Origin of the sequence: Lentzea atacamensis (assembly GCF_003269295.1) — a bacterium.
Lineage (GTDB): Bacteria > Actinomycetota > Actinomycetes > Mycobacteriales > Pseudonocardiaceae > Lentzea > Lentzea atacamensis.
Genome location: NZ_QLTT01000008.1, coordinates 225,336 through 250,230, shown reverse-complemented (window position 1 = coordinate 250,230; position 24,895 = coordinate 225,336). Strand labels below are relative to the sequence as shown.

19 protein-coding genes are annotated in these 24,895 nt (G+C 69.4%); 11 read left to right on the top strand and 8 right to left on the bottom strand.

Annotation, left to right across the window (positions count from 1 at the left end):
- The first annotated feature begins 5 nt into the window (after positions 1-5).
- Complete coding sequence (locus tag C8D87_RS32295; protein WP_112229516.1) at positions 6-905, top strand: PAC2 family protein; 900 nt, start codon at positions 6-8, stop codon at positions 903-905.
- 1 nt (position 906) lies between these two features.
- Here the strand turns inward: C8D87_RS32295 and C8D87_RS32290 are convergent, their stop codons facing one another.
- The gene (locus tag C8D87_RS32290) at positions 907-1,218 is read right to left on the bottom strand and encodes a hypothetical protein (protein WP_211337618.1); all 312 of its coding nucleotides are present in this window, start codon (positions 1,216-1,218) and stop codon (positions 907-909) included.
- A gap of 638 nt (positions 1,219-1,856) precedes the next feature.
- Here C8D87_RS32290 and C8D87_RS32285 point away from each other — a divergent pair.
- Complete coding sequence (locus C8D87_RS32285) at positions 1,857-3,029, top strand: MFS transporter (protein ID WP_109640256.1); 1,173 nt, start codon at positions 1,857-1,859, stop codon at positions 3,027-3,029.
- Here C8D87_RS32285 and C8D87_RS32280 read toward each other — a convergent pair.
- Together C8D87_RS32280 and C8D87_RS32275 are read right to left on the bottom strand one after the other, a co-directional pair.
- Positions 2,959-4,557, bottom strand: coding sequence for an ABC transporter permease (locus C8D87_RS32280; RefSeq protein ID WP_112229515.1), 1,599 nt, complete (start codon positions 4,555-4,557; stop codon positions 2,959-2,961). The genes C8D87_RS32285 and C8D87_RS32280 overlap by 71 nt on opposite strands.
- Positions 4,554-5,441, bottom strand: coding sequence for an ABC transporter ATP-binding protein (locus C8D87_RS32275; protein ID WP_112229514.1), 888 nt, complete (start codon positions 5,439-5,441; stop codon positions 4,554-4,556). The genes C8D87_RS32280 and C8D87_RS32275 overlap by 4 nt, the downstream gene beginning before the upstream one ends.
- Positions 5,442-5,524: 83 nt before the next feature.
- Between C8D87_RS32275 and C8D87_RS32270 the strand changes: the two genes are divergently transcribed.
- Positions 5,525-6,022 carry a GbsR/MarR family transcriptional regulator gene (locus tag C8D87_RS32270; RefSeq protein WP_233440082.1) on the top strand — a complete coding sequence of 166 codons (498 nt, stop codon included), beginning with the start codon at positions 5,525-5,527 and terminating at the stop codon, positions 6,020-6,022.
- Positions 6,023-6,130: 108 nt separating this feature from the next.
- On the opposite strand, the gene C8D87_RS46300 is transcribed toward C8D87_RS32270, so the two are convergent.
- A complete protein-coding gene (locus C8D87_RS46300; protein WP_170166659.1) occupies positions 6,131-6,382 on the bottom strand; it encodes a hypothetical protein in 252 nt (83 codons plus the stop codon).
- 46 nt (positions 6,383-6,428) lie between these two features.
- Positions 6,429-7,538 (bottom strand): S1 family peptidase, encoded by a 1,110-nt coding sequence (locus tag C8D87_RS32260; RefSeq protein ID WP_112229513.1) that lies wholly within the window; start codon positions 7,536-7,538, stop codon positions 6,429-6,431.
- A gap of 498 nt (positions 7,539-8,036) precedes the next feature.
- On the opposite strand from C8D87_RS32260, the gene C8D87_RS32255 reads away from it, so the two are divergent.
- On the top strand, positions 8,037-9,740 hold the full coding sequence (locus tag C8D87_RS32255; RefSeq protein WP_325049737.1) for a S8 family peptidase: 1,704 nt from the start codon (positions 8,037-8,039) through the stop codon (positions 9,738-9,740).
- A 61-nt stretch (positions 9,741-9,801) separates the two neighbouring features.
- On the opposite strand, the gene C8D87_RS32250 is transcribed toward C8D87_RS32255, so the two are convergent.
- Positions 9,802-10,839, bottom strand: a complete 1,038-nt coding sequence (locus C8D87_RS32250; RefSeq protein ID WP_112229511.1) for a hypothetical protein — start codon at positions 10,837-10,839, stop codon at positions 9,802-9,804.
- Positions 10,840-10,937: 98 nt separating this feature from the next.
- Between C8D87_RS32250 and C8D87_RS32245 the strand changes: the two genes are divergently transcribed.
- Positions 10,938-11,117: an ATP-dependent Clp protease adaptor ClpS gene (locus tag C8D87_RS32245; protein ID WP_170166658.1), complete on the top strand. Its 180-nt coding sequence runs from the start codon at positions 10,938-10,940 to the stop codon at positions 11,115-11,117.
- A complete protein-coding gene (locus C8D87_RS32240; RefSeq protein ID WP_112229509.1) occupies positions 11,114-11,623 on the top strand; it encodes a hypothetical protein in 510 nt (169 codons plus the stop codon). The genes C8D87_RS32245 and C8D87_RS32240 overlap by 4 nt, the downstream gene beginning before the upstream one ends.
- A gap of 6 nt (positions 11,624-11,629) precedes the next feature.
- Here C8D87_RS32240 and C8D87_RS32235 read toward each other — a convergent pair whose 3' ends face one another.
- Entirely contained in the window at positions 11,630-12,205 is a 576-nt protein-coding gene (locus C8D87_RS32235) for an LOG family protein (RefSeq protein ID WP_112229508.1), read from the bottom strand.
- 164 nt (positions 12,206-12,369) lie between these two features.
- Between C8D87_RS32235 and C8D87_RS32230 the strand changes: the two genes are divergently transcribed.
- Complete coding sequence (locus C8D87_RS32230) at positions 12,370-13,041, top strand: isopentenyl transferase family protein (protein ID WP_112229507.1); 672 nt, start codon at positions 12,370-12,372, stop codon at positions 13,039-13,041.
- Between the two features lie 35 nt (positions 13,042-13,076).
- On the opposite strand, the gene mshC is transcribed toward C8D87_RS32230, so the two are convergent.
- The gene (mshC, locus tag C8D87_RS32225; protein WP_112229506.1) at positions 13,077-14,315 is read right to left on the bottom strand and encodes a cysteine--1-D-myo-inosityl 2-amino-2-deoxy-alpha-D-glucopyranoside ligase; all 1,239 of its coding nucleotides are present in this window, start codon (positions 14,313-14,315) and stop codon (positions 13,077-13,079) included.
- A gap of 134 nt (positions 14,316-14,449) precedes the next feature.
- Here mshC and C8D87_RS32220 point away from each other — a divergent pair, with 134 nt between their 5' ends.
- The 4 genes from C8D87_RS32220 to C8D87_RS32205 are packed head-to-tail and all read left to right on the top strand — an operon-like array spanning position 14,450 to position 24,867.
- Positions 14,450-18,712 carry a glycoside hydrolase family 2 TIM barrel-domain containing protein gene (locus tag C8D87_RS32220; protein ID WP_112229505.1) on the top strand — a complete coding sequence of 1,421 codons (4,263 nt, stop codon included), beginning with the start codon at positions 14,450-14,452 and terminating at the stop codon, positions 18,710-18,712.
- 47 nt (positions 18,713-18,759) lie between these two features.
- The gene (locus tag C8D87_RS32215; RefSeq protein ID WP_112229504.1) at positions 18,760-19,557 is read left to right on the top strand and encodes a slipin family protein; all 798 of its coding nucleotides are present in this window, start codon (positions 18,760-18,762) and stop codon (positions 19,555-19,557) included.
- 57 nt (positions 19,558-19,614) lie between these two features.
- Positions 19,615-23,541 (top strand): AAA family ATPase, encoded by a 3,927-nt coding sequence (locus C8D87_RS32210; RefSeq protein ID WP_112229503.1) that lies wholly within the window; start codon positions 19,615-19,617, stop codon positions 23,539-23,541.
- Positions 23,542-24,867 (top strand): esterase/lipase family protein, encoded by a 1,326-nt coding sequence (locus C8D87_RS32205; protein ID WP_112229502.1) that lies wholly within the window; start codon positions 23,542-23,544, stop codon positions 24,865-24,867.
- Positions 24,868-24,895 lie beyond the last annotated feature (28 nt).

The window sequence follows — 24,895 nt, the reverse complement described above, 5'->3', positions numbered from 1 at the left end:
GCGCCGTGAACGATCCGTCCCAGGAATCCCCGACCCCCTCGAACCCGCGCAAACCGCTCACGAGTCCGATCATGGTCTGTGCTTTCGAAGGGTGGAACGACGCGGGCGATGCCGCGAGCACCGCCATCGAGCACCTGCAACTCACCTGGGACGCCACCCCGCTCGCCGAGATCGACCCGGACGACTACTACGACTTCCAGGTGACGCGACCCACAGTCCGCATGGTGGACGGTGTCACCAGGAGGGTCGACTGGCCGACGACGCGGCTCTCGGTGTGCCGGCCTCCCGGCTCGTCGGTCGACGTGATCCTCGTGCACGGCATCGAGCCGAACATGCGGTGGCGCAAGTTCGCCGCCGAGCTGCTGGGACACATCGAAGCTCTCGGGGTGACGACCGTGGTGACGCTGGGCGCGCTGCTCATGGACACGCCCCACACCAGGCCCGTGCCGGTCACCGGCACCGCGTACGACCCGGAGGCCGCCGCGAAGTTCGGGCTGGAGCACTCGAAGTACGAAGGCCCCACCGGCATCGTCGGCGTCTTCCAGGACGCGTGCGTGCAGGCGGGCGTCCCGGCGATCTCGTTCTGGGCCGCGGTGCCGCACTACGTGTCGCAGCCGCCGTCCCCCAAGGCCACGCTGGCCCTGCTGCACCGGGTGGAGGAGGTCCTCGACATCGAGGTCCCGCTCGGCGCGCTGCCGGAGCAGGCCGAGGAGTGGGAGCGCACGGTCACCGAGATGGCCGACGAGGACGAGGACGTGCGCAACTACGTGCGCGCGCTGGAGGAACGCGGGGACGCGGCCATCCAGATCACCGAGGCCTCCGGTGACGACATCGCGGCGGAGTTCGAGCGGTACCTGCGCCGTCGGGGGCGGGGACCGGGCTGGCCGTCGACCGGCCCCCGCTGAATCACCCGTTCATGTAGCCGGGCGCGGCGTAGGCGTCGGCCTGAGCGCGGTACAGGTCGGCGTAACGACCCCCACCGGCGAGCAGTTCGTCGTGTGGGCCGGCCTGGACCAGCTCGCCGTTGTCGAGCACCAGGATCTGGTCCGCGTCGGCCACGGTGGAGAACCGGTGCGACACCACGACGGTCACCGCGCCGGTCCGTGCCGCCAGTTCGCGAGCGCGTGCCATGTACCGGGTGAAGATGGCGTGCTCGCTGGGGGCGTCCAGTGAGGCGGTCGGCTCGTCGAGGACGAACAGCAGCGGCGTGGGGCGCATGGCGGTGCGCGCCGTCGATCCGCGCGGTGGCGAGGAAGAACAACGGCTCTTCCACCACCTCCAGCACGTGCCCGAGCAGCAAGGCGGCACCGAAGACCGCCAGCGGCACCAGAGCCCTGGCCAGAACATCCGCGTCCGGCCCGCCTGCCGCCCTGTCCACCAGCGTGGCCAGCGCGATCGCGGAGACGGCCGGCATGAGCTCGCGATGCCGGTCATCGCGACAATCCCCACCAGCAGACCTCGCCCGGCCGCGGCCAGTGAGCGCAGCAGCAGAACACGCTCACGGAGCGCGTTGCAAATCATCGACCCTCACCACAATCGTCGATTAATGCAAACCGTGCGAGATGAACAATCAGGCCGAGCGAAAGGAAGCATGCCCCCAGGCCTGCTACCAGCAGGTTTCGCACACCGAGGACGGATGAGAATTGACCCTCACTGTCGAATCGAAGCGCTTCACCAGCACCGTAGGGCCGCCTGTCCGCGAATGTCAAACAGATTTGCACTGCGACCCGCATCCACCGGAATTCGTTCAACACCAGCCGCAGCGCCAGTCAGCCGACGCAGGGAGGCCGGTGAAGAATTTAGCTACGACAACAATCACAGCGCGGTCGTGCCGTCCCCCGCACTAGGGTTGGACGGTGGAGGTTCCTGTGGGCCGCTTGGCACGCGCCGGGTTGTACGCCGGCGCATTGATCGGGCCGTTCGGCGGCGCCATCACCACGTCGATCCTGCCCGAGATCGGGGCGAGCTTCGGCCGGTCGGCGGGCTCCGCGGCGTCGACGCTCACGTTCTACCTCGTGCCGTTCGCCGTGTTGATGCTCGTGTCCGGCACGTTCGCCCAACGCTGGGGTCCACAACGGACCGTCCGGATCGCGTACATCGCCTACGCCGTCACCTCCGCGCTGGCCGCGAGCGCCTGGACGTTCGAGGTGCTGCTGGCCGCACGCGCGCTGCAGGGCGCCGCGAACTCGTTCACCACGCCGGTGCTGCTGGCCGTGATCGCCGCCTCGACGCCGAAGGAGAAGCTCGGCCGCGCGCTGGGGCTGTTCGGGTCGACGCAGGCGGCCGGGCAGACCTCGGCCCCGCTCGTCGGCGGCCTCACCGCCGAGATCGACTGGCGGCTGGCGTTCGTGGTGATCTCCGTGGTGGCCGTCGGGCTGGCGGTGCTGGGCGTGCCGCAGACGGACGCCGAGCCGGAGCGCAACGCGAGCCTGCGCAGCGCTTTCGTGCCGAGCACGATCAGGCCCGCCGTCGTCGCGTTCGTCGGCTGGGGCTGCCTGGGCGGGCTGTCGTTCCTCGTGGCGTTCCGGCTGGACGACGTGTTCGGCCTCGGCGCCGGTGAACGCGGGTTGCTGCTCACCGGGTTCGGGATCGTCGGTTTCCTGACCGCGCGGCAGGTCGGCAAGGCGATCGACAGGTTCGGTGCCGCGACCACGGTCGTCGTGGGCGCGACGCTGGGCGCGGGCCTCATCGCGGCGGCGGGCACGACCCCGGTCGTCGCGATCGTGGTCCTCGCGTGGGCGCTGACCGGGGCGGCCGCTCAGGGTGTGCTGGTGAGCATCAACGCGTTGGTGCTGCAGAGCGAGAACGCCAACAGGGGCGGCAGCGTCAGTGTCGTGCAGTCACTGCGCTTCATGGGCGCCGCCGCGGCCCCGCTGGCGTTCGTTCCGCTGTATCAGGCCCACCCGTTGCTGGGTTTCCTCGTCCCGGCCGGTCTGCTGATCACCGTGCCCGCGGTCGTCACGTGGTCAGGTCGCGGCGCCGGAACCCGGCGAACCCCGCAGCCAGAAGCACCGCCGCCACTCCGGTGAGCCACAGCAGCGGCCCGGCGACGATGTCCGGGTACTTCGGCACGTGCGTGAACGGCGCGACGTCGATGATCCACTGATCCAGCTGCAGGGCGGGGCCGAGCAGCGTGATCACCAGCGACACCGACACCACCGCCCAGCTCACGCCGGTGAACTGCGGGAACAGCCCGAACAACGCCAGCGCCACGCCCGCGATCACCCAGGCCGCCGGGAGCTGGACGAGCGCTGCGCCGAGCATCTGCGGGAGCACCGTGCCGAGGTCATCGGTGCGCAGGCCGTGCACGAGACCGAGGCCGAGACCGGCGGAAGCCAGCACCACCGCGCCGCCGGCCAGGGCGAACACCGCGTGCGACGCCACCCAGCCCCAGCGCGAGACCGGGGTCGCGAGCAGCGGCTCGGCGCGGAACGACGTCTCCTCCGACCGCAGCCGCAGCACCGCCTGCACGAGGTAGATCGACGTGATCAGGCCCAGCATCTGCGTGATGGTGGCGAAGAACGCGTCCACCATCGCGTCCGCGCCGCCGATCTGCTGCACGATCTGGCCGAGCGCCGGGTTGTCCTGCACCATCTGCCCGACCGCCTGCGCGACGCTGCCGTAGATCGTGCCGACCACGAGCAACGCCAGCGACCAGCCGATCAGCGAGCCCTTCTGCAGCCGCCACGCCAGGCCGAACGGGGTGCCGATCGTGCCGCCGGCCGGACCGAGCCTGGTCGCCAGCAGACCGAGGCCGACGTCCCTGCGCGTCACGACGTAGGCCGAGACGCCCACCAGCAGCACGAACGCGGCCAGCGAGATGCCGAGCACCCAGAACCTGTCGTCACCGAACGACCGCACGTGCTCGGTCCAGCCGATCGGCGAGAACCAGGTGAGCCACTGCGGCCCCGACTCCCCCGCCGCGTCGCCCGCGGCGCGGAACAGGTAGGTCACACCGAGGAAGCCGCCCGCGATCGCGTTGGACACGCGCGAGTTCTCCGACAGCTGGGCGGTGAACGCGCTGACCCCGGTGAAGACCAGGCCGACGCTCGCCGTGGACAGGCCGAACGCGAACGCGCCGGTGGCGTCCAGATCCTTGCCGATCAGCGCCAGCGCCTGCAGCACGCCGATCAGCAGGCTCGTGCCGCCCGCGACGATCACCGCGGCGGCAAGCGGTGCGTGCCGTCCGACAACTGTCGCGCTGATGAGCTCGGTGCGGCCGGCTTCTTCTTCCGCGCGCGTGTGCCGGGTGACGACGAGCATGGCCATGATCGCGATGAACAGCCCGGAGAAGACGCCCCAGCGCCAGGCCACCAGGCCGCCCAGCGACGACGTGTCGTGCAGCGGGCCGAGCATCGCGAGGAACGCGGAGTTGGCGTTGGCGGTGACCCCGAGCAGCGCCCGCGACTCGGGCGTTTTGTACAGCTCTTCCAGGGCGGTCGTCGTCGAGTACGTGATGCCGACCAGGAACAGGATCCAGATCGGCAGCAGGATCCGGTCGCGGCGCAGCGCCAGCCGGACCAGATGCCCAGTACCGATGAGGGCCGTGCCGATCATTTCGCGTCCTCGTAGTGCCGCAGGAAGAGCTCTTCCAGCGTCGGTGGCTGCGAGGTCAGCGTGCGCACACCCGACGACACGAGCTGCTTCAGCGCGAGGTCGAGCTTGTCCGAGTCGACCTCGAACTTGACGCGGTTGCCCTCGGCCACGAGGTCGTGCACGCCGTCGAGGTTCGCGAGCCCGTTCGGCGGCCCGGCCAGCTCGGCGGAGATCGACGTGCGGGTCAGGTGCCGCAGGTCGGCGAGCGTGCCGGTCTCGACGCAGTGGCCGTTGCGGATGATGCTGACCCGGTCGCACAGGGCCTCGACCTCGGCGAGGATGTGGCTCGACAGCAGCACGGTGCGGCCACGCTCGCGTTCGTCGTTGATGCAGTCCTGGAAGACGGCCTCCATCAACGGGTCGAGGCCAGACGTCGGCTCGTCGAGGATGAGCAGCTCGACGTCGCTCGACAGGGCGGCGACGAGGGCGACCTTCTGCCGGTTGCCCTTGGAGTAGGTGCGGCCCTTCTTGCGCGGGTCCAGTTCGAAGCGCTCCAGGAGCTCTTCACGGCGCTGCTTGCGCAGGCCGCCGCGCAGCCGTCCGAGCAGGTCGATGACCTCGCCGCCGGTCAGGTTGGGCCAGAGGTTCACGTCGCCGGGGACGTAGGCGAGGCGGCGGTGCAGGGCAGCGGTGTCCTTCCACGGGTCGCCGCCGAGCAGCCGCGCGGTGCCGGAGTCGGCACGCAGCAGGCCGAGGAGGATCCGGATCGTCGTCGACTTGCCCGCGCCGTTCGGGCCGAGGAAGCCGTGCACCTCACCGGTCTGGACGTTCAGGTCGAGATCGTCCAGTGCACGCGTCGGGCCGAAGGTCTTCACCAGGCCCGACACGGATATCGCAGATGTCATGGCCGGTAAGCTACGCTTCTTTCACAAGTTCGTGAAGGCCGTAAATTTTGCCCGATCGACTGACGGAAGGGGATGATGCCGCGGTGACGGGAGCTACACAGCGTGACACGCAGGCGGTAAGCCAGTTCGTCGAGCGGTTCGGCGGAATTCTGGCGGACGCCGGCATGCCGCGCATGCCGGCGCGCATCCTCGCGGCGCTGCTGACGACGGACTCAGGGCGGCTCACTGCGGCCGAGATCGCCGATCTGCTGCAGATCAGCCCGGCGGCGGTGTCGGGCGCGGTGCGCTACCTGACCACGATCCAGATCGTCAGCCGCGAACGGGAGCCGGGATCGCGCCGCGACATCTACCGGATGCGCGACAACGTCTGGTACGAGGCGACGTTCCGCAGGGACCAGATGCTGCAGGTGATCGACGAGGTGCTGACCGAGGGCGTGGACACGCTCGGGGAGGACACCGAGGCGGGAGCGCGCCTGGACGAGACGCGCGAGTTCTTCCGCTTCTGCCACCTCGAGCTCGGCACACTGCTCGACCGATGGCGCACGCACCGCGAGAAATGGCTGGAACAACGGAAAGCCTGAGCCATAGGGGTTCCGCATGAAGTTCGCGAGCAGCGCGCACCACTTCTTCCTGTGATCGGAAGGCTCGAGGGCGATGCCGACGGCGTCGCCCTCTTCGGTGCGCCCTCATCAGGCCGCCTGTCTCCCGCCCGTCACGCGCTGAGCCGCGCCGCGGGCCACACCTTCGACATCGGCCGGCACGGCTACGTCAGTCTCCTGGCCGACACCCGTGTCACGAGCGGTGATGACCCGGCCGTGGTCCGGGCGGGTGCTCGACCACCTGCCGGGAGCCCGCGGACCGGGACTCGGCACGTCGGATCGCGCGGCCTGCTCGGCGGCCAGGGCCCACGCTCGGCGCTCGACGGCTTGCCCGGCAGGCAAGTGACCGTGTCAGTCCTGGTCACCGCCCACCGGGCAAGGTCGTCCGTCAGCCCGTGATGAGCGTCAGGTTGTATGCCGAGAGGATCTCGTTGACCGGCTGGAAGTAAGTCGTGCCGCCGCTGGTGCAGTTGCCGGAGCCACCAGAGGTGACGCCCTGCGCCTGCGTGCCGCTGACCCACGAGCCGCCCGAGTCACCGGGTTCCGCGCACACGTCCGTGCGCGTCAGGCCGCTGACCGAGCCCTCCTGGTAGTTCACCGTCTGGCTCTTGGCCTGGACGACACCGCAGTGCCAGCCCGTGGTCGAGCCGGAACGGCAGATCGACGCGCCGACCGCAGCCTCGGTGTGACCGGAGACGACGACGTCAGCGCCGCCGTAGCGGTTCACCTTGGCCGTGGGCGTCCACGCCGAGTTGGCCTTGACCCACCCGTAGTCGTTGCCCGGGAAGGACGAGCCCTCGAACGCGCCCAGAGCCGAACGGTCGACGCCGGCCACCGTGTCGCCCTTGGAGCCGCAGTGCCCGGCGGTGACGAACCCGCCCTGCACCGCGAAGCCGACCGAGCAGCGGCCCGCGTTGTTGATGTAGTAGGCGTCGCCGCCGCGGATGTCCTTGAGCAGACGGGGCGCCTCGTCGGTCTCGACGACCTTCGCGAGCGTGCCCGCCTTCTCCGCGAACGACTTCGCCACCTCGGCCTGACCGCGCTTGACGGTGATCGTCACGGCGTTGGCCTGCGGGTCCACGAACCAGCCGGTGACCTCCGCGGGAGCCTTCTCGGCGTCCAGCCTGGTCTTGGCCGCGTCGAGGTCCTTCTCCTTGTGAGCGACCGTGCGGGGTTCCGCGCCGAGCTGCTTGATGCGGTCGGCCTTGGCGCCGGTGACGCCCTCGGTCACACCGACGACGAGCTTGCCGATGGACGCGTCGAACCACGCGCCACCGAACTCGTCACCCGCGAACCCCTTCGCGACGTGCTGCAGGACCGCGGCCGCGCTTTCCTGACGCAGCCGTTCCGCCGCCTGCTGGGCGTTCAGACCGAGGTCGCGCTGCATCGCGGCGAGCACGTCAGCCGATGGCTCCGGTGCGGCGACGGCGGCAGGGGAGACCGTCGTCGCGAGGGCACCCGCCAGTACGGCCACAGCCGCGACAGCCATGCGCTTCATAGGCATTTCTCCTCAATGTTCGGTTTGCAGGGCCGGTGTAACGCCGGACCGGGCAACCGCGATGAGGAGATCGGCTGTGCTGCAACACAGCCCGCACGACACCGGAAGCAATGGCGTCCCCAGGCGGTCGAACTGCCCGATCAGTTCGTTCCTCCGTGTGGGTGACGCTATGTTGTGCTGCCTACCGGACGATAGGGCCGATCGAAGGGTGGACCTTCCGGCATCAGAGTTGGTATAAGGAATCCAAATGCCTTCTCTCAGTCTATTTCCGTGACGGAGAGCGACATTCGCTTTGACACGCGAAGGCAAATCTGTCAACAGTTCGCACTTGTCGGCGTATCCCTCTGACCTGCGGTTTAGGGCTAGCGTGCAGGACACCCTGTTCCCTGCACGAGGGAGAACCCTGCCATGCGAAGAGTCTTGGGTACGGGACTCGCCGCCGCCGCTGCCTTATCGTTGGCCGCCGCTGTGGTGCCCGCTGCTTCAGCTCAAGAAAACGTGGGGACGATTCTCGGCGCGGACCGCGCCGATGTCGTGAAGGACAGCTACATCGTCTCGCTCAAGGCCGGAACGGCGTCGAGGGCCGCCGCACCGGGCTTGGCGAGCAAGTACGGCGGCCAGGTCGGCAAGGTCTGGCAGCACGCGCTCAACGGGTTCTCGGTGAAGATGACGGCCAAGCAGGCCGCCCGTCTCGCCGCGGACCCGCAGGTCGCGTTCGTCGAGCAGGACGCCCAGATCAAGATCATGGACGTCCAGCAGAACCCGCCTTCGTGGGGTCTGGACCGCGTTGACCAGCGGGATCTGCCGCTGAGCAACAGCTACCAGTACGACACGACCGCGTCCAACGTGACCGCCTACGTCATCGACACCGGTGTGCGCACCACGCACCAGACGTTCGGCGGCCGTGCGACGTGGGGCACCAACACCTCCGGCGACGGCAACAACACCGACTGCAACGGCCACGGCACGCACGTCGCCGGCACCATCGCGGGCTCGCAGTACGGCCTCGCCAAGGCGGCCAAGGTCGTCGCGGTGAAGGTCCTGAACTGCCAGGGCTCCGGCTCCATCCAGGGCGTCGTCGACGGCGTCGACTGGGTGACCGCGAACGCGGTGAAGCCGGCGGTCGCGAACATGTCGCTGGGTGGTGGCGCTGCCGCCGCGCTCGACACGGCCGTCCGCAACTCCATCTCGTCCGGTGTCACCTACGCGATCGCGTCCGGCAACTCGAACACCGACGCGTGTTCGACGTCCCCGGCCCGCGTCGCCGAGGCGATCACGGTGAACTCGTCGACCAACACCGACGCGCGTTCGTCGTTCTCGAACTACGGCACCTGCACGGACATCTTCGCGCCGGGCTCGAACATCGTCTCGGCGTGGAACACCAACGACACCGCCACGAACAACATCTCCGGCACGTCGATGGCCACCCCGCACGTCGCGGGCGCCGCGGCGCTGTGGCTGGCCACGCACCCGAGCGACAGCCCTGCCGCTGTCTGGGCGGGCCTGAACGGCGCGTCGACCCCGAACAAGATCACGAGCCCCGGCACCGGTTCCCCGAACAAGCTGCTCTACACCCTCTTCGGTGGACAGCCGGGCAACCCGTCGGTGACCAACCCCGGTAACCAGACCTCCACGGTCGGCTCTCCGGTGTCGCTCCAGCTCTCGGCGTCCGGCGGCACCGCGCCGTACACCTGGTCCGTCTCCGGTCTCCCGGCCGGTCTGTCGGCGAGCGCCTCCGGCGCGATCTCCGGCACGCCGACCACGGCGGGCACCTCCACGGTGACCGCCACGGTGACCGACTCGGCGGGCAAGACCGGTTCCGCGACCTTCACGTGGACGGTCAACGCCGTTGGTGGCGGCTGTGACGCCAAGACCAACTCCACCCCGGTCACCATCGGCGACCTGCAGACCGTGACCAGCACGATCGTCATCTCCGGCTGCGCGGGCAACGCGTCGGCCACGGCGACGGTCAAGGTCTCGATCACGCACACCTACAAGGGCGACCTCGTGGTGGACCTGGTCGCGCCCGACGGCACGGTCGTGAACCTGCACAACCGTTCCGGCGGTTCGGCCGACAACATCAACGAGACCTACACCAAGAACCTCTCCGGTGAGGCTGCCAACGGCACCTGGACGCTGCGCGTGCGCGACGCGGCGTTCCTGGACAGCGGCACGTTGAACAACTGGACGCTCGACGTCTGAGCCGACCGGTTGTGACTGAACGAGACCGCCCCCGGTGCTTCCGCCCCGGGGGCGGTTTCCTTCACAGGTACCGCCCCAGCGCGGCCTCGCCACCGATGTTCAGCGCTGCCTCGGCGGCGGCCTCGAACACGACCGGTGGCAACCCCGGCACCTCGCGCGCCTGCCGTTCGGCCTCGGCGAACGCCTCCTTCGCCAGCTCGCCCTCCGCCTGCCCCGCCAGCAGGAAGAGCTCCTCCACGAACTGGCGGCCCAGGCCGGCCTCGCGCCAGCCGTCGACGTGCTCGAGCGCTCTGCGGCACTCACACAACGCCTCCCACGCGGCACCGTGGTCTCCTGCCCGGCGTTCGAGACCGGCCAGCGTCTGCCACGCCGACGCGCGGTCCCAGTCGTTGTCCGCGAACGCGAGGCTTTCCCGTTGCACGCGCGCCGCTTCAGCGAACTCATCGAGCTCCATCAGGTGGAAGCAGAGCGTCCGCAGCGTCCTGCCGTCCCGCTCGCGGCCACTCGCCCACCGGTCCAGCTCGGCGCGCGCCAGTTCCTTCTCCCCCACCAGCATCGCCCGGTCGAACCAGGTCAGCGGGTCCTCGTCGGCGGGGTCCTCCGGGAACCACTCCCGCTTGTCCCGCGCCCACTCCTCCACGCGTTCCTCGTCGACTCCCGTGCCGAGCAGGTACTCCAGCGCCTTGTCACGATCGGGGTGGTCGACGACACGCAGGTGGTCGATCGTGGCACGCACCCCGGCGGCGAACACGTGCTCGACGTCGTAGCCGAGCAGGGTGTCGAAGTTGGCGCGCTTGATCTCCCACTGCCGCCACACGTCCTCGGCCTGCCGGTGCTCGGCGAGCAGGAAACCGGCCAGCGCGGCCTGCTCCCCGAGTCCCTGATACGGCGAATGCCTGCGGCACAAGGCTTCCTGCTCGGCCAGGAACCGCAGCAGCGGCAGGTCGCCGGGGCGGCGGTCGTACTGCAGCGCCCACAACACCCTCGCGCGCGGCACCTCGTTCGCGTCACGGCCGTCCGCGGCGCGCTCGTAGCGCAGGTCCTGCCACGCCTCCGCTGACTCCCGCATGCGCGCCAGATCGCGTCTCGCCGCCTCCATCACCGGTCCATTGTGGCCTTCGCGCATACTCTGCCGGTGAGTTCCGGGGACAGATGGCAGGTCGTCGTGCACAACGACGACGTCAACGTGTTCTCGTCGTGCAACACCTGCTGCGCAAGGCCTGTGGCCACGACGCGGAACAGGCACAACGCCAGACGCTGGCGATCCACGAGAGTGGTAGCGCGGTGGTCGGGACCTACGACCGCAAGACGGCGGAGGAAGTCACGTTCCGGCTGACGCGGTCCGGTCTGCACGCGACCTTCGGGAGAGCTCGGTGAGCAAGAGCACCTTCAGCGCCGAACCCGTCGACGGCGGCGTGCTGGTGGAGATGACCGAGGAGTTCGTCACCGGCCTCATGGCGGCGCTCGATCTGCTGGTGCAGGTCTACACGCCGGGCAGTGCGACGTTCCGGCTCCGCCATCCGTGGGGGGCCGTGCGGAGGTCTTCGCTGCTACGCCGGATGCTCCCGCAGGCCGGTGCGTCATGGTGGCTGTCGGCGGGCTTCCGGAGGCGGTACCGCGAGGAGCTCGCCGATCCCGCACCCGTCGATCGGGTGAGGGCACGCTGCGCCGGCCCCGGGCCGAGGGTGCTCACCTTCGCCGAGGCCGACGAGTGGATTGTCGTGATGGGTCAGGCCCGGTCACTTTACCGGCTGTTCTGGAAGGCCGATCACGAGTACGTCATGGCTTTCTCGACGGTGCAGTGCCAGCTCGTGAAAGCACTCCTGGTTCAGGAGTGCCCGGCTTTCCCGGAAATTAACGTGACCGACACATCTCGGCAGTGAAGCTATTTATTGGACAGGCGCGTCCTCCACCCACTCGTACGCCGGCGGCTCGTACTCCGCCATCCGATCTACCAGCCGCCCGATTTCGTCGTCAACCAGAACCATCTCGCGATAGGGCGCTTTCAGGAAACCTTCAGCGACCATGTGGTCGATCAGCGCGATCAGGTGGTCGTAGAACCCTCCGGTGTTGAGCAGACCGATCGGCTTGGCGTGCAGACCGAGCTGCGCCCACGTCCAGATCTCGAAGAGCTCGTCCATCGTGCCCGCGCCGCCCGGTAGCGCCACGAACGCGTCCGACAGGTCCGCCATCAGCGCTTTCCGCTGGTGCATCGTGTCGACGACGTGCAGCTCGGCCAGTCCGTCGTGGGCGATCTCCCACTCGATCATGTGCTGCGGGATCACCCCGATGACCGACCCGCCCGCGTTCAGCGCGCCGTCGGCCACGGCCCCCATCGTGCCGATCCTGCCGCCGCCGTAGACGACCTCGATCCCCCGCTCCGCGAGCACCCTGCCGACGCCGGCAGCGGTCTCCATGTGCCGCACACGGCCGGCCGACGAACCGCAGAAAACGCACATTCTCATGACGCCACACTATAACCAGGCCGAGCGGAACGATGCGCAAAAACGGACATCACTTGCGGAACCCGACAGTATCGCTGAACTTTTTCTGAAAAAGCCTGAACTTCCGCGGCGCTCCAGCGGCAGCGGGTGAAAGTGGAGGGAGATCCACCACAAAGGAGCGGGCAATGAATTGCGTACATCTCGTCGTCGGTCCCACCGGTGCGGGCAAATCGGACGTCGCAATGAAAATCGCCGATGTGCACAACAATGCACCGATCGTCGTGGCCGACCGGATCCAGTGCTATCTCGACCTGCCGGTCACCAGTGCCCGGCTCGACGGGCCCGGCCGCCTGCACCTGGCCCGCCGGGCCGTGCCGGACGGCGACTACCCGGTGCACGAGGCCGCGTGGGCGCTGCTGCGGAAGGTCGAGACACTGAGCCGCACGCACGAGCACGTGGTGGTGGAGGGCGGGTCCATCTCGTTGCTGCGCAGGTTCGCCGACTGCCGCGGGCGGTTCCCGTTCCAGCTCACGTCAACCGTGCTGCCGCTCACCGATGAACGGGCGCACCTCGACCGGTTGCGCACACGGGCCGCGCGGATGATCGCCGACGGCATGCTCGACGAGATCGCGAAGGCCTGGCAGCACAGGGAGCAGCGCGCGTTCGTCGCGTCGGTGAACGGGCCGGAGGCCGTGCTGCGGTGGTGCGAGCAGCACCGCGTCGACCCCGAGGACCTCCCCGGTGTCGACGACGCCGGGATGGCCGAGCTGGCCGAGCTCGTCGCGCTGGTGCACCACGAGCACAGCCTCGAACAGCACGAGGTGTTCACCCGGCTGTTCGGCTGGAACCACGAGTGACCCGGCTCCGATGAGCGGAGCCGGGTCTGCCCCGGTTAGAGCTCCACGCCCAGGAGCGCGTCCACGGCGGTGCGGATCTGCGACGGACCGTGCGAGTCCGAGCCGCCGTGCGACAGCGCCTCGTCCGCCCACGCGTCGATCGCCACGAGGGCCTTGGGCGTGTCGAGGTCGTTGCCCAGGTGGTCACGCAGCCGGGCGACGGTGTCCGCGGCGGACGGCCCGGACGGCAGGCCGGCCGCGCGCCGCCACTTCGCCAGCCGCTCCAGCGCGTCGTCCAGCAGCGACCGGGTCCACGGGCGGTCCGCGCGGTAGTGGCCCGCCAGGAGCGCGAGCCGGATCGCGTTCGGGTCGACCTTCTGCGAGCGCAGCTTGGAGACGAAGACCAGGTTGCCGCGCGACTTCGACATCTTCTCGCCGTCGAGGCCGATCATGCCCGCGTGCACGTAGTGGCGCGCGAACGGGTGCTGGCCGGTCTGCGCCTCGGCGTGCGCCGCCGAGTACTCGTGGTGCGGGAAGATCAGGTCGGAGCCGCCGCCCTGCACGTCGAAGCCCATGCCGAGGCGGTTGTGGGCGATGGCGCTGCACTCGATGTGCCAGCCGGGACGGCCGTCGCCGAGCTCGGACGGCCACGACGGCTCGCCGGGACGCTTCATCCGCCACAGCAGCGCGTCGAGCGGGTGACGCTTGCCGGGACGGTCCGGGTCGCCGCCGCGCTCGGCGAACAGGCGCAGCATCTCCTCGGAGGAGTAGTTCGACTCGTAGCCGAAGCGGCCCGTGGCGTCGTGCGAGTAGTAGATGTCCGGGTACTCGGCATCGTCGGCGCGGTACGCGACACCGTCACCCAGGAGCTTGGCGACGACCTCGACGATCTCGGGGATCGCCTCGACGATGCCCACGAAGTCCTGGGGCGGCAGGACGCGCAGGGCCTCCATGTCCTCGCGGAAGAGGGCGGTCTCGCGCATCGCGAGCACGACCCAGTCGTCCTGGTCGCGCTCGGCGCGTTCCAGGAGCGGGTCGTCGACATCGGTGACGTTCTGGACGTAGTGCACGTTGTGGCCGTTGTCGAGCCACACGCGGTGCACGAGGTCGAAGGCCAGATAGGTGGCGGCGTGGCCGAGGTGCGTCGCGTCGTACGGCGTGATGCCGCAGACGTACAACCTGGCGGTGTCTCCCGGCGCCGTGGGGCGCACTTCGCCCGTAGCCGTGTCGAACAGCCGCAGCGGGCGGGGGTCCCCCGGAACCCGCGGCACAGGAATTGATGACCAGGTCTGCATACATCCGACACTAACGCGTGCCACCGGACGGAGTGCACTTTCCGGCTGTTGGGACGACCACCCCGAACGGACCCGGACAGAAAGATCGGACATTCGTTGACGACGTTGTCATCACCTCCCTAGCGTCCAGGGGCATGCTTCGTGTCGTCGTAGCCACGGTGGTAGCGCTCTCACTCTCCCCCGCAACCGCGCAAGCCGAACCGCTCGACGCGTTGGCGTACCTGGAGAACCCGAGGATGACAGGGGAGAACCAGGAGCCTCCGCACCCCGACCTGAAGCCCGAACGGCGCCTGAGCCTCAACGGCGAGTGGCGCCTCCGGATGTTCGACAAGCCCGAGGACGTCAGAGAGACGCCGGACGGCTGGCGCACGGTCCGGGTGCCGCACACGTGGCAGACCGACTTCCTCGACCATCCGATGTTCCGCAACATCCCCACCGAGATGTACCCGGACAACCCGCCGGCGATCCCCCGCGACGTCAACCCCACCGGTGTCTACGAGAAGACTTTCGGCCTGCCGGCGGACTGGGACCGCACGCTCGTGAGGTTCGAGGGCGTGACCAGCGGATACTTCGTCTGGGTCAACGGCGCGTACGTCGGCTACGACCAGGGCGGCTACACGCCCGCCGAGTTCGACATCACGAGCAGGCTGAAGGCCGGCCGCAACACGCTGCGGGTCCAGGTCCACCGCTGGGGCTCCGGCTCCCACCTGGAGGACTTCGACCAGTGGCGGTTCTCCGGCATCTTCCGCGAGGTCTGGCTCTACTCGACGCCCAGGACCTACCTCGCGGACGTCACGATCAAGACCGACCTGGACGCCCGGTACCGCGACGCCGCGCTCACCGCCGACGTCAAGATCGGCGGCCCGCAGGAGGGCCACACCGTCCGCACCAGGCTCTTCGACCCGCAGGGCCGCGAGGTGCCCGTGCAGGACGGCAAGGTGAGCAACCCGCTGAAGTGGACCGACGAGACCCCGAACGTCTACGAGCTCCGGATCGAGCTCCTGCACGGAGGCAAGGTCGTCCAGACCGGCAGGCAGCCCGTCGGGTTCCGCAAGATCGAAATCATCGACAAGCAGCTCAAGATCAACGGTAAGCGCGTGCTGTTCCGCGGCACCAACCGGGCCGAGACGTCGGCGCACGGCAGCCGCTACGTCACCCGCGCTGACCAGGAAAAAGACGTCGAGCTGATGAAGCGGTTCAACATCAACGCGGTCCGCACGTCGCACTACCCGAGCGACCCGTACTTCTACGAGCTGGCCGACCGCAACGGCCTGATGATCGCCGACGAGGTCGACGTCGAGACCCACCACCACGACGGCTGCCCGAACAACTGCCTCGCCGAGCGCCCGGAGTGGCAGGACGCTTTCCAGGACCGGTTCGTCGCGATGATTCAGCGCGACAAGAACCACCCCAGCGTGATCATGTGGGACACCGGCAACGAGGCGGGCCTCGGCAAGGCGCACTACACGATGGCCGAGTACGCGCGGAAGAACGACACCCGCCCGCTCTACCACCAGCCGAACGTGCCGGACGGCGACGCGCCGTTCGCGGACGTCGCCGGCCCGCGCTACCCCTCGCCCGCGAGTCTCGAAGCCAAGGCGAGGACGACGACCAAGCCGATCATCATGGGCGAGTACGCGCACGCGATGGGCAACAGTCTCGGCAACTTCAAGGAGTTCTGGGACGTCGTGCGCGCCTACCCGCAGGTGCAGGGCGGCTTCATCTGGGACTGGGCCGAGCAGAACATCGCGCTGCCCCTCTACACCACACCCGACGACGCCAACGGCATCATGACGTGGCTGTCCGGCAAACCGTCGCAGGTGGACGGACCGCACGGCAAAGCGTTGCGGCTCAGCGGACTCGACGACTTCGTGGAGGTCTACCGCGACCGCAGGCTCGACGAGGTCAGCACCGGCCTCACGCTCGACGCCCAGGTCAAGCCCGCCGCGTGGACCGGTGACTTCACCGTGATCTCGAAGGGCGACCACCAGTACGCGCTGAAGATGGCGAACCGGACCACGCTGCAGTTCTTCATCCACAGCGGCACCTGGCGCACGGTCGAGGCCCGGGTTCCCGCCGACTTCTACGACAACTGGCACCGCGTCACGGGCACGTTCGACGGCACCAGGTTGCGGCTGCTGATCGACGGCAAGGAGGTCGCGACCACGAACCACACCGGCACCATCGACTGGTCGCACTGGCCGGTCAACATCGGCCGCAACGCCGAGACCATGCAGGAGAACGTCCAGACCCGCATGGCGCACGGCGTGATCGACCAGGTCCGCGTCTACCACCGCGCCCTGACCGACGCCGAGCTCGCGCAGGACCCGAAGAAGACCGCCGTCCTGGCACTCGACTTCGAGAAGCTGGAGGACAGGGGCCGCAAGGAGTCCTACGGCGCGGGCACCGGCGGCGTCGATGGCGTGGTGTGGGCCGACCGCAGGCCGCAGCCGGAGACCACCGAGCTGATGGCCGTCCACTTCCCCATCCGCTTCTCCTTCCAGGGCAACAAACTCACCATCGCCAGCGAGCGCCAGTTCACCGGCACCGACGATCTCGAACTGCGCTGGCAGGTGCAGGACAACGGCCGCACGATCGCCCAGCACCGCGGCCGGCTCCAGCCGGGCACGATCACGTTGCCGGACTTCAAGGCGCAGACCGAACGCCGGCTGACCGTTCGCGCGACCGACAAGCGGGGGAACGACGTCGGCATCGCCCAGTTCCCGGTGGGCGGCGCGCAGATCGCCGGCCTGCACGCCCCCGGCTCCGGCGGCAAGCTCACGACCACCCAGAACGACACCGAGATCGTGGTGTCCGGCAAGGACTTCCGCTACGTCGTCAGCAAGAGGTCCGGCACGCTCACGTCGATGCGCGTGCGCGGCACCGAACTGCTGAGGACCGGCCCGGAACTGGACGCCTGGCGTGCCTCGCTGTCCAACGAGTTCATGAGCGAGGACAACTCCTGGTACCACAACGGCCTCGACCGGCTCAGGACCACGCCGTCGAGCGTCACCGTCACGCAGAACGGCCCCGACACCATCATCACGGCCAAGTCGACCGCACAGGCGGTGCAGAACGCGTCGTTCGGCCAGACCTTCACCTACCGGATCACCGGCGACGGCGAGATCCACGTCGGCCACCGGGTCGCGGCGAAGGACAGGATGCGCGACCTGGCGTACCTGCCCGGCATCGGCTTCACGCTCAAGGTGCCGGACAGCTTCGGCAGGTTCACCTGGTACGGCCGCGGGCCCGGCGAGAACTACGACGACCGCAAGGCAGGCAACCCGGTCGGCGTCTACCAGTCCACTGTGGACCGTGAGTTCAACGACTACTACAAGCCGCAGGACTTCGGCAACCACGCGGACACGCGCTGGGCGACGCTGTCCGACGGCCGCGCGGGCCTGCTCGTCGCGGGTGACCTCGACGTGCGGGTGTCGCGGTACGACGACCTGGACCGCGCGCCGTACCCGTTCGCGCTCAAGAAGAACGACGGCTGGACGACCCTGCACGCGGCCCACCGCGTCTCAGGTGTCAGCGAGACGTTCCACGAGCCGTTGCCGCAGTACCAGGTAGAGGCGGGCAACGAGTACGCGTACTCCGTGCTGCTGCGTCCGCTCACGCCGCAGGAGGCAGCGACGGGCAAGCTCGGCAACAGGGTCGACTGCGCGCCCGCCGTCGAGCTGAAAGCCACCGACACCGCGCTGGAGCCGGGTGAGCAGGTGGAGGCCGAGCTGGTCGTCACGAGTCCGTGCCCCGGAACCACCACGGCCAGGCTGACCGCGCCCGAACACTGGTCGGTCTCCCCCGGGACCGTCGACCTCACGGGCGGCTCCGCGAAGGTGACGATCGAGCGTGACGGCGGGGAAACCGGTACGCGGCCGGTGTTCGTCGAGGTCGGCACGGGCAAGGCGACCACGACCCTGACGAAGGACTTCACCGCCACGCCGCGCCCGCCGCAGGGAGAGGCCCCGGTGTCCGCGCTGGAGTTCCTCGGCGAGCGCAACGGCTGGGGCCCGCTCGAACGCGACCGCAGCAACGGCGAGAACGCCGGTGGCGACGGCAACCCGATCAGCATCCGGGGAGCGAAGTTCGACAGGGGCGTCGGCGCGCACGCCGAGTCCGAGTTCCAGGTCTACACGGGCGGGAAGTGCACGACGCTGACCGCCACGATCGGCGTCGACGACGAGACGAACGGCAGCGGCAGCGTCCAGTTCGAGGTCCTGAAAGACGGTCAGCGGGCCTACCTGAGCCCCACCCTGACCGGGCAGAGCGCGGCGCTCCCGCTCACCGTGGACACGAGTGGAGCAACGGTGCTGACGTTCCGCATCGCAGACGGGGGTGACGGCAACGCCTGGGACCACGCGGACTGGGCGAACCCGGTGCTGAGCTGCAATTGAGAGGTACCGTGGGATCAAGGGAATTCGCCGGTGAAGGGCGGGGTCTCATGGTCGTGGAAATCCTCGGCGGAGTGGTCGCCTTCGCGGGCCTCGGTCTCGCGATGAGCGCCCGAGTGATCAAACAGTTCGAACAGGGCCTCGTGTTCCGGTTCGGCAAGCTGCAGCAGGCCGTGCGCGGGCCGGGGCTGACGGTCATCGTTCCGGGCGTGGACACGCTGCGGAAGGTCAACATGCAGATCGTCACCCTGCCCGTGCCGGCGCAGGACGGCATCACGCGCGACAACGTCACCGTGCGCGTGGACGCCGTCGTGTACTTCAAGGTGCAGGACCCGGCGAAGGCCATCATCAACGTCGAGGACTACCGGTTCGCGATGCTGCAGGTGGCACAGACGTCGCTGCGGTCGATCATCGGCAAGAGCGAGCTGGACGACCTGCTGTCCAACCGCGAGCGCCTCAACCAGGGCCTGGAGCTGATGATCGACACGCCCGCGCTGCAGTGGGGCATCGACATCGACCGGGTCGAGATCAAGGACGTGGCGCTGCCGGAGAGCATGAAGCGCTCGATGTCGCGACAGGCGGAGGCCGAACGCGAACGCCGCGCCCGCATCATCACCGCGGACGGCGAGCTGCAGGCGTCCAAGAAGCTCTCCGAGGCGGCGGGAACCATGGAGGCGACGCCGGGCGCGCTGCAGCTGCGGCTCCTGCAGACCATCGTGGAGGTGGCCGCGGAGAAGAACTCGACGCTCGTGCTGCCGTTCCCGGTGGAGCTTCTGAGGTTCCTGGAGAAGAACACCAACGTCGAACTACCGTCACCTCCGACTACGGAGCGTGATTCGACCGAGTGAGTTAACGGAGTAACGCCCGCTGCCGGGAAACGACGTCCGGGCAGGGGGTTGTGACGCATGCGGGAAAGGGTCAGAGGCAGGTTCGTCGGCATCGGCGTCGGCTCCTACGAGCTGGTGCAGCCGCTGCAGCACGCCGTGAGCGACGTGCGGGAACTGCACGCCCTGCTCAAGGGGTACGAGGGCGAACCGCTGGCCGACCCGGCAGAGGCCGACATCCGCGCGCACATGAAGGCGTTGCGCCAGCAGCCGCAGGACGGTGGCGCGCTCGTGGCGTTGTGGAGCGGGCACGCCGTCCCGGTCGCGGGCAACCTCCGGCTCCTCGCCAGGGACAACGACGGCGCCGTCGACGGCATCATGCTGCACGAGTTCGCGCTGTGGTGTGCCGCCTCGGGCGCGCACCAGGTGCTCATCATCGTCGACGCCTGCTATTCCGGTGCCCAGCTCGACGAGGCCGTCCGCACGATCGCGGCCGTCCAGGAGGAACTGCTCGCGGGCCAGGTGCACTGGGCGGGCGTGCTGGTGTCGTGTTCGAGCATCGAGACAGCCCGTGACGGCCTGTTCGGCGGCAAGCTGCGCAAGCTGCTGCGTACCGGCCCCACGGCCGATGAGGACGCACGGCGCTGGAGCGACCGCACCGCGTTGGTCGACGGTGGCGCGGTCGGGACGGCGCTGCTGAACGCGTGGGACAGCGACGTCCAACGGCCGCGCTTCATGCAGTACGGCTCCGCTCAGCCGATGCTGCCGAACCCCCTCTACGCCGCGAACACCGTCGTGAAGCACCTGTTGCTGGCCGCTCGTGGTGGCGACTCGGCGGACAACCGGTCGTGGTTCACCGGCCGCACCGCCCAGGTCGACCGCGTGGTGGGCTGGGTGAAGTCGGGGGTCCCCGGCCTGCGGGTCGTCACCGGCTCGCCCGGTACCGGCAAGTCCGCTGTCGTCGGCCGGGTCGTGAGCCTGTCCAACTCGGCCGAACGGGACCTGCTGCTGACCGCGGGACCGCCGTTCCGGCACGCCGACCCCGGCCCTGACTCGGTGCACGCGGCCGTGCACGCCCGCGCGATGGACGCCGACCGCGTCGCCGACCTGCTCAGCCGCCAGCTCGTGGGCGCGGGCCTGATTCCCGAGCCGGAAGGGCCGCGCCGGGGTGCCGCCGAACTGGTCGGCGTGGTCAGCACGCTCACCACGCCGCCGGTGCTGGTGGTCGACGGCCTGGACGAGGCGCGCGGTGAGTCGTTCTCGATCGCCACCTCGCTGCTGACCAAGCTCGCGAGCTGCGCCGTCGTGATCGTCTCGACCCGGCAGGCCCACCGGGTGGCCGGTGGTGCACCGCTGCTCACCGAGCTGTCGCCGGTCGAGGTGCTGAACCTCGACGAGGCCGGCAGCGAGACAGACGTCCGCGAGTACGTGCTCGCGCGGCTCGGCCCGGACGCACCGCAGTCCACTGTGGACGAACTGGCGAAGCTGCCGTTCCTGACCGCGTGGATGATCACCGACCAGGTGCTGGCCGACGCCAGGGGGCAGTTCAACGCCGACTTGAAGCTCTCGCTGGACGCGGCGTTCGACCGTGAGCTCGCGAAGGTGCCTTCCGCACGTGCGTTGCTGACGGCGTTGACGTGGAGCTACGGCGCGGGCTTCCCCGAGACCGAGTGGATCGCGGTCGCGAAGGCGTTGTCCGGTACGGAGTTCGGGCGGGACGAGATCACCGCCGTGCTCACCGAACTGGGCCGTCACGTCGTGCAGGACGGTGAGGAGGGCACGGCGGTCTTCAAGCTGACGCACCAGACGTTCGCCGACCACCTGCGGCCGCCGTTCGCGCCGAGCAGGGAAGCGGTGTTCGCGCCGGACGCGGAGAAGGTGGCGTGCGCGCTGATCGAGCTGTACCGGCAGCGGATCGACGCCGGGGTGCCGCCCGACGTGCCGGGCTACCTGTGGAAGTACGCGTGGCGGCACTGCGGGCACGCGGGCACCCGTGCGCTGGACGGTCTGCGCGAGCTGGCGATGCTGAACCGGATGCTGTTGCCGGACATCGCACTCGCGGCGACGACGGCGGCCGGCGAGCTCACGCACTGGGGCCGCGGCGACGAGGCCATCCCACCGCTGGAGGAGGCCGCCGACCACTTCCGCACGCTCGTGCCGACCACCCGGATGTACCTGGCGGACCTGGCTTTCGTGCTCAACCGGCTCGGTCAGCGGTTCCGCGAGGCCGGACGGCTCCAGCAAGCGGTGGCGCCCGCGGAGGAAGCCGTGGTGCGGTACCGGGAGCTGGTCGCGTCGACACCGACGACAGCGGAGACCCTCACACACAAGCGACTCGCGCAACGCATCGCGAAGACGACCACGCATGGCGCCGACAACCCGACGTACGCGGCGCACTTGAGCGGCGCGCTGGTGGACCTGAGCGAGGTCTACGCGATGCTGGGGCGCAGGCACGAGGCGCTGTCCACGGCGAGGGACGCGGTGGCCGCGGTCGACTCCGACGCTCCGCTCGCCCGCGCGATGACGTGCCTTGCGGCGCGGTGCAGCGAAACCGGCCGGCGCTACGAGGCGATGCAACGCTCCAAGCAGGCCGTCGAGCTGTACTACGCCCTCGCGCAGACGAACCCCGTGTTCCTCGCGCACCTGGTCAGCGCACTCGTCGAGCTGAGCCGCGACCACCTCACGCTCGGCAGGCTGGCCGAGGCCGCCCGCACCACGCAGCAGGCCGCGGACATCAGCGGCGCGCTCGGCCGGCACGCCGCGTTCCGCCCGCAGCTCGCGGACGCGGCGCTGAGCCTGAGCGTCGCCTACAGCATGGTCAGCCGCAGGGCCGAGGCGCTCGACACCGCGCGGCAGGCGGCGGACCTCGCGGACGGCCTGCGGATCCACGGCCTGGCGCTGCACAACCTGATGCGGCGGCAGCGGGACGCGGGCAAGCCCGCGGACGCGCTCGTGACCGGGCTGAGAGCGGTCGAGGTGTGCCTGCTGCAGGAGCACTCGCACCGGTTGTCGACGCTGGCGGCCGCGCTGTTCACGCTCGACACGATCTGCGCCGGCCTCGGCCAGCCCGAGATCGTCGACGAGACGTGGGAACGGGTGACCGCTCACTTCACCGGGCCCCACCTGGCGACCCTGCTGATGCTGCGGGCCGCGGCGACGTCACCCGGTGACCCGGCGGCGGGCAGGTGGCTCTGCCAGGCGCTCACGCACGTCGGGCAGTCCCGGCAGGCGATCCACGACGTGCACGACATCGCCCGCCGCCACTACGACTCCGGCCGCCCCTGGCCGTGGGACACCACACCGGACTGGCTGACGGTGGACCGGACGTTGCTGAAGACCGCGCGCAAGTGGGTGTTCGCCCGCTCGTACGTCGAGGAGCGCGCTGTCCTGGTCGACCACCCTGAGCTGCTGTCGACCGACGCCGACGTGGCGATCACCGAGGTGCTGTACGGGACGAGCCTGATCGAGGCCCAGAACATCCAGTCGCGCCGCGCGGCCGCCCAGCAGCAGGGCGTGGTGCACGCCTACCGGCCGTGGCTGCTGGCGAGCCTCGCGGACGAGTTCGTCGACGCCGCGCCCGCCCGCCGCCGCGAGCTGCTGGCGACGCGCCGGGAAGAGCTGCTGGACAAGGAAGTCCTGAAGAACGTCCGGGACAACCGGCCGGTGCACGCGTTGCTGCTGCTGGCCGACGAGGACTCGGACGTGCTCGACCTCGTGCTGGACGCGCTGGAGAACCCCGACCGCACCGCGGAGATCCTGCGCGGCCTGGCGGCGGGGGCGTCCCCGCAGGCGCTCTCCCAGGCCGTGACGGCGCTGGAGCCGCACCCGCTGGCCGCGCTGTACAAGGTGGTCGCCAGGGCGAGGGCCGGTGACGTGCGGCTCGCGTTGCCCGCGGCTGGGCAGCGCCTGGCGTGGATCCACGAGCTGACCTACCTGGTGCCGGCGAACCTCACGCTGCTCACCCTCATCCGCAAGCTCGCCGAAGGATCTCAGGGAGCGGAGTCTTAGATGAGCGATCTGGTCGTCGTCCTGCCCGGCATTCTCGGCAGCACGCTCAGGGGTCCCGACGGCATGGTCTGGGAGGTGTCCGGCAAGGCCGCCCTGCGCGCCGTGCTGACCCTCGGCCGCAGCCTGCAGCGGCTCAAGCTGCCGCCGGGCATCGGGGACGAGCACCCCGGTGACGGCATCGAACCCGTGGCGCTGATGTCGGACCTGCACATCATCCCCGGCATCTGGACGCCCCTGAAGGGCTACGACCGGGTGACTCGCCGGCTGAACTCGCTCGGCTACACCGTCGAGAAGGGCAACCTGCTGCTCTTCGCCTACGACTGGCGCCTGTCCAACCGCTACAACGGCGCGCTGCTGGCCAAGCGCGTCGACGAGGCGCTGGACAAGCTCGGCCCGGACGCCAAAGTCAGCTTCGTGTGCCACTCCATGGGCGGCCTCGTCGCGCGGTGGTGCGTCGAGCAGTGCGGAATGGCCGAGCGCACCGACAAGCTGATCACCATGGGCACGCCGTTCCGCGGTGCGGCGGCAGCGCTGGACCAGCTGGTCAACGGCGTCCGCAAAGGACTCGGGCCGCTCGCGATCGACCTGACCGAGTTCGCGAGGTCGATGCCGTCGCTGCACCAGCTGCTGCCCGAGTACGCGTGCATCGAGAGCCCGTCCGGCCTGGTCAAGACGACCGAGACGACGTTGCCCGAGCTGGACACGAAGATGGTCGAGGACGCGATGGCGTTCCACGGCGCGTTGAACGACTCGTTCGCCGACCGGACCTACGCGATCCTCGGTGGCAAGCAGCCGACCGCCACGACCGCGCGCATCGCCGACGGCGGGGTGACCTGCTACCGCACGTACGAGGGCGAGGAGCTGTACGGCGACGCGACGGTGCCGATGGTCGGGGCCGCGCGCCGTGGACTCGCGTTGTCGTCGAACACGCTGCACCGGGTCACAGAGCAGCACACGTCCCTGCAGGACAACGCCGCCGTCCTGGACGCCGTCGAGTCGTTCCTGACCGCGAAGGAGATCGTCCCCAGGAACGTCACGAACACGGAACCGCAGGTCATCGTGCCCGACCTGGTCATGACCGGCGAGGACCTGGACGTCGTCATCGAGCTGAAGGACACCACGCGCCGGGCGTTGAAGGTCGCGCTGCTCGACGAGAACGGCAAACAGGTCGAATCACGCAGCCCGGCGATCTCCGAGACCATGACGATCAAATTCGGCGGATTGCCTCCTGGCGCCTACTACGTGCAGGTCAGCGGCATCTCGGCGGGTGCTCCGGTGGTGCCGGTGACCTCGGCGGCGCTGGTCATGGATTGCCCCGGCGTCTGACCGGGAGGACGATGCTCCTGGCACGCGA

Coding starts and splice junctions, on each gene's coding strand:
- C8D87_RS32290 (WP_211337618.1), bottom strand. CDS start 1,218: ATGCGCCCCACGCCGCTGCTGTTCGTCCTCGACGAGCCGACCGCCTCA.
- C8D87_RS32280 (WP_112229515.1), bottom strand. CDS start 4,557: ATGATCGGCACGGCCCTCATCGGTACTGGGCATCTGGTCCGGCTGGCG.
- C8D87_RS32275 (WP_112229514.1), bottom strand. CDS start 5,441: ATGACATCTGCGATATCCGTGTCGGGCCTGGTGAAGACCTTCGGCCCG.
- C8D87_RS32260 (WP_112229513.1), bottom strand. CDS start 7,538: ATGAAGCGCATGGCTGTCGCGGCTGTGGCCGTACTGGCGGGTGCCCTC.
- C8D87_RS32250 (WP_112229511.1), bottom strand. CDS start 10,839: ATGGAGGCGGCGAGACGCGATCTGGCGCGCATGCGGGAGTCAGCGGAG.
- C8D87_RS32235 (WP_112229508.1), bottom strand. CDS start 12,205: ATGAGAATGTGCGTTTTCTGCGGTTCGTCGGCCGGCCGTGTGCGGCAC.
- C8D87_RS32230 (WP_112229507.1), top strand. CDS start 12,370: ATGAATTGCGTACATCTCGTCGTCGGTCCCACCGGTGCGGGCAAATCG.
- mshC (WP_112229506.1), bottom strand. CDS start 14,315: ATGCAGACCTGGTCATCAATTCCTGTGCCGCGGGTTCCGGGGGACCCC.
- C8D87_RS32220 (WP_112229505.1), top strand. CDS start 14,450: ATGCTTCGTGTCGTCGTAGCCACGGTGGTAGCGCTCTCACTCTCCCCC.
- C8D87_RS32215 (WP_112229504.1), top strand. CDS start 18,760: ATGGTCGTGGAAATCCTCGGCGGAGTGGTCGCCTTCGCGGGCCTCGGT.
- C8D87_RS32210 (WP_112229503.1), top strand. CDS start 19,615: ATGCGGGAAAGGGTCAGAGGCAGGTTCGTCGGCATCGGCGTCGGCTCC.
- C8D87_RS32205 (WP_112229502.1), top strand. CDS start 23,542: ATGAGCGATCTGGTCGTCGTCCTGCCCGGCATTCTCGGCAGCACGCTC.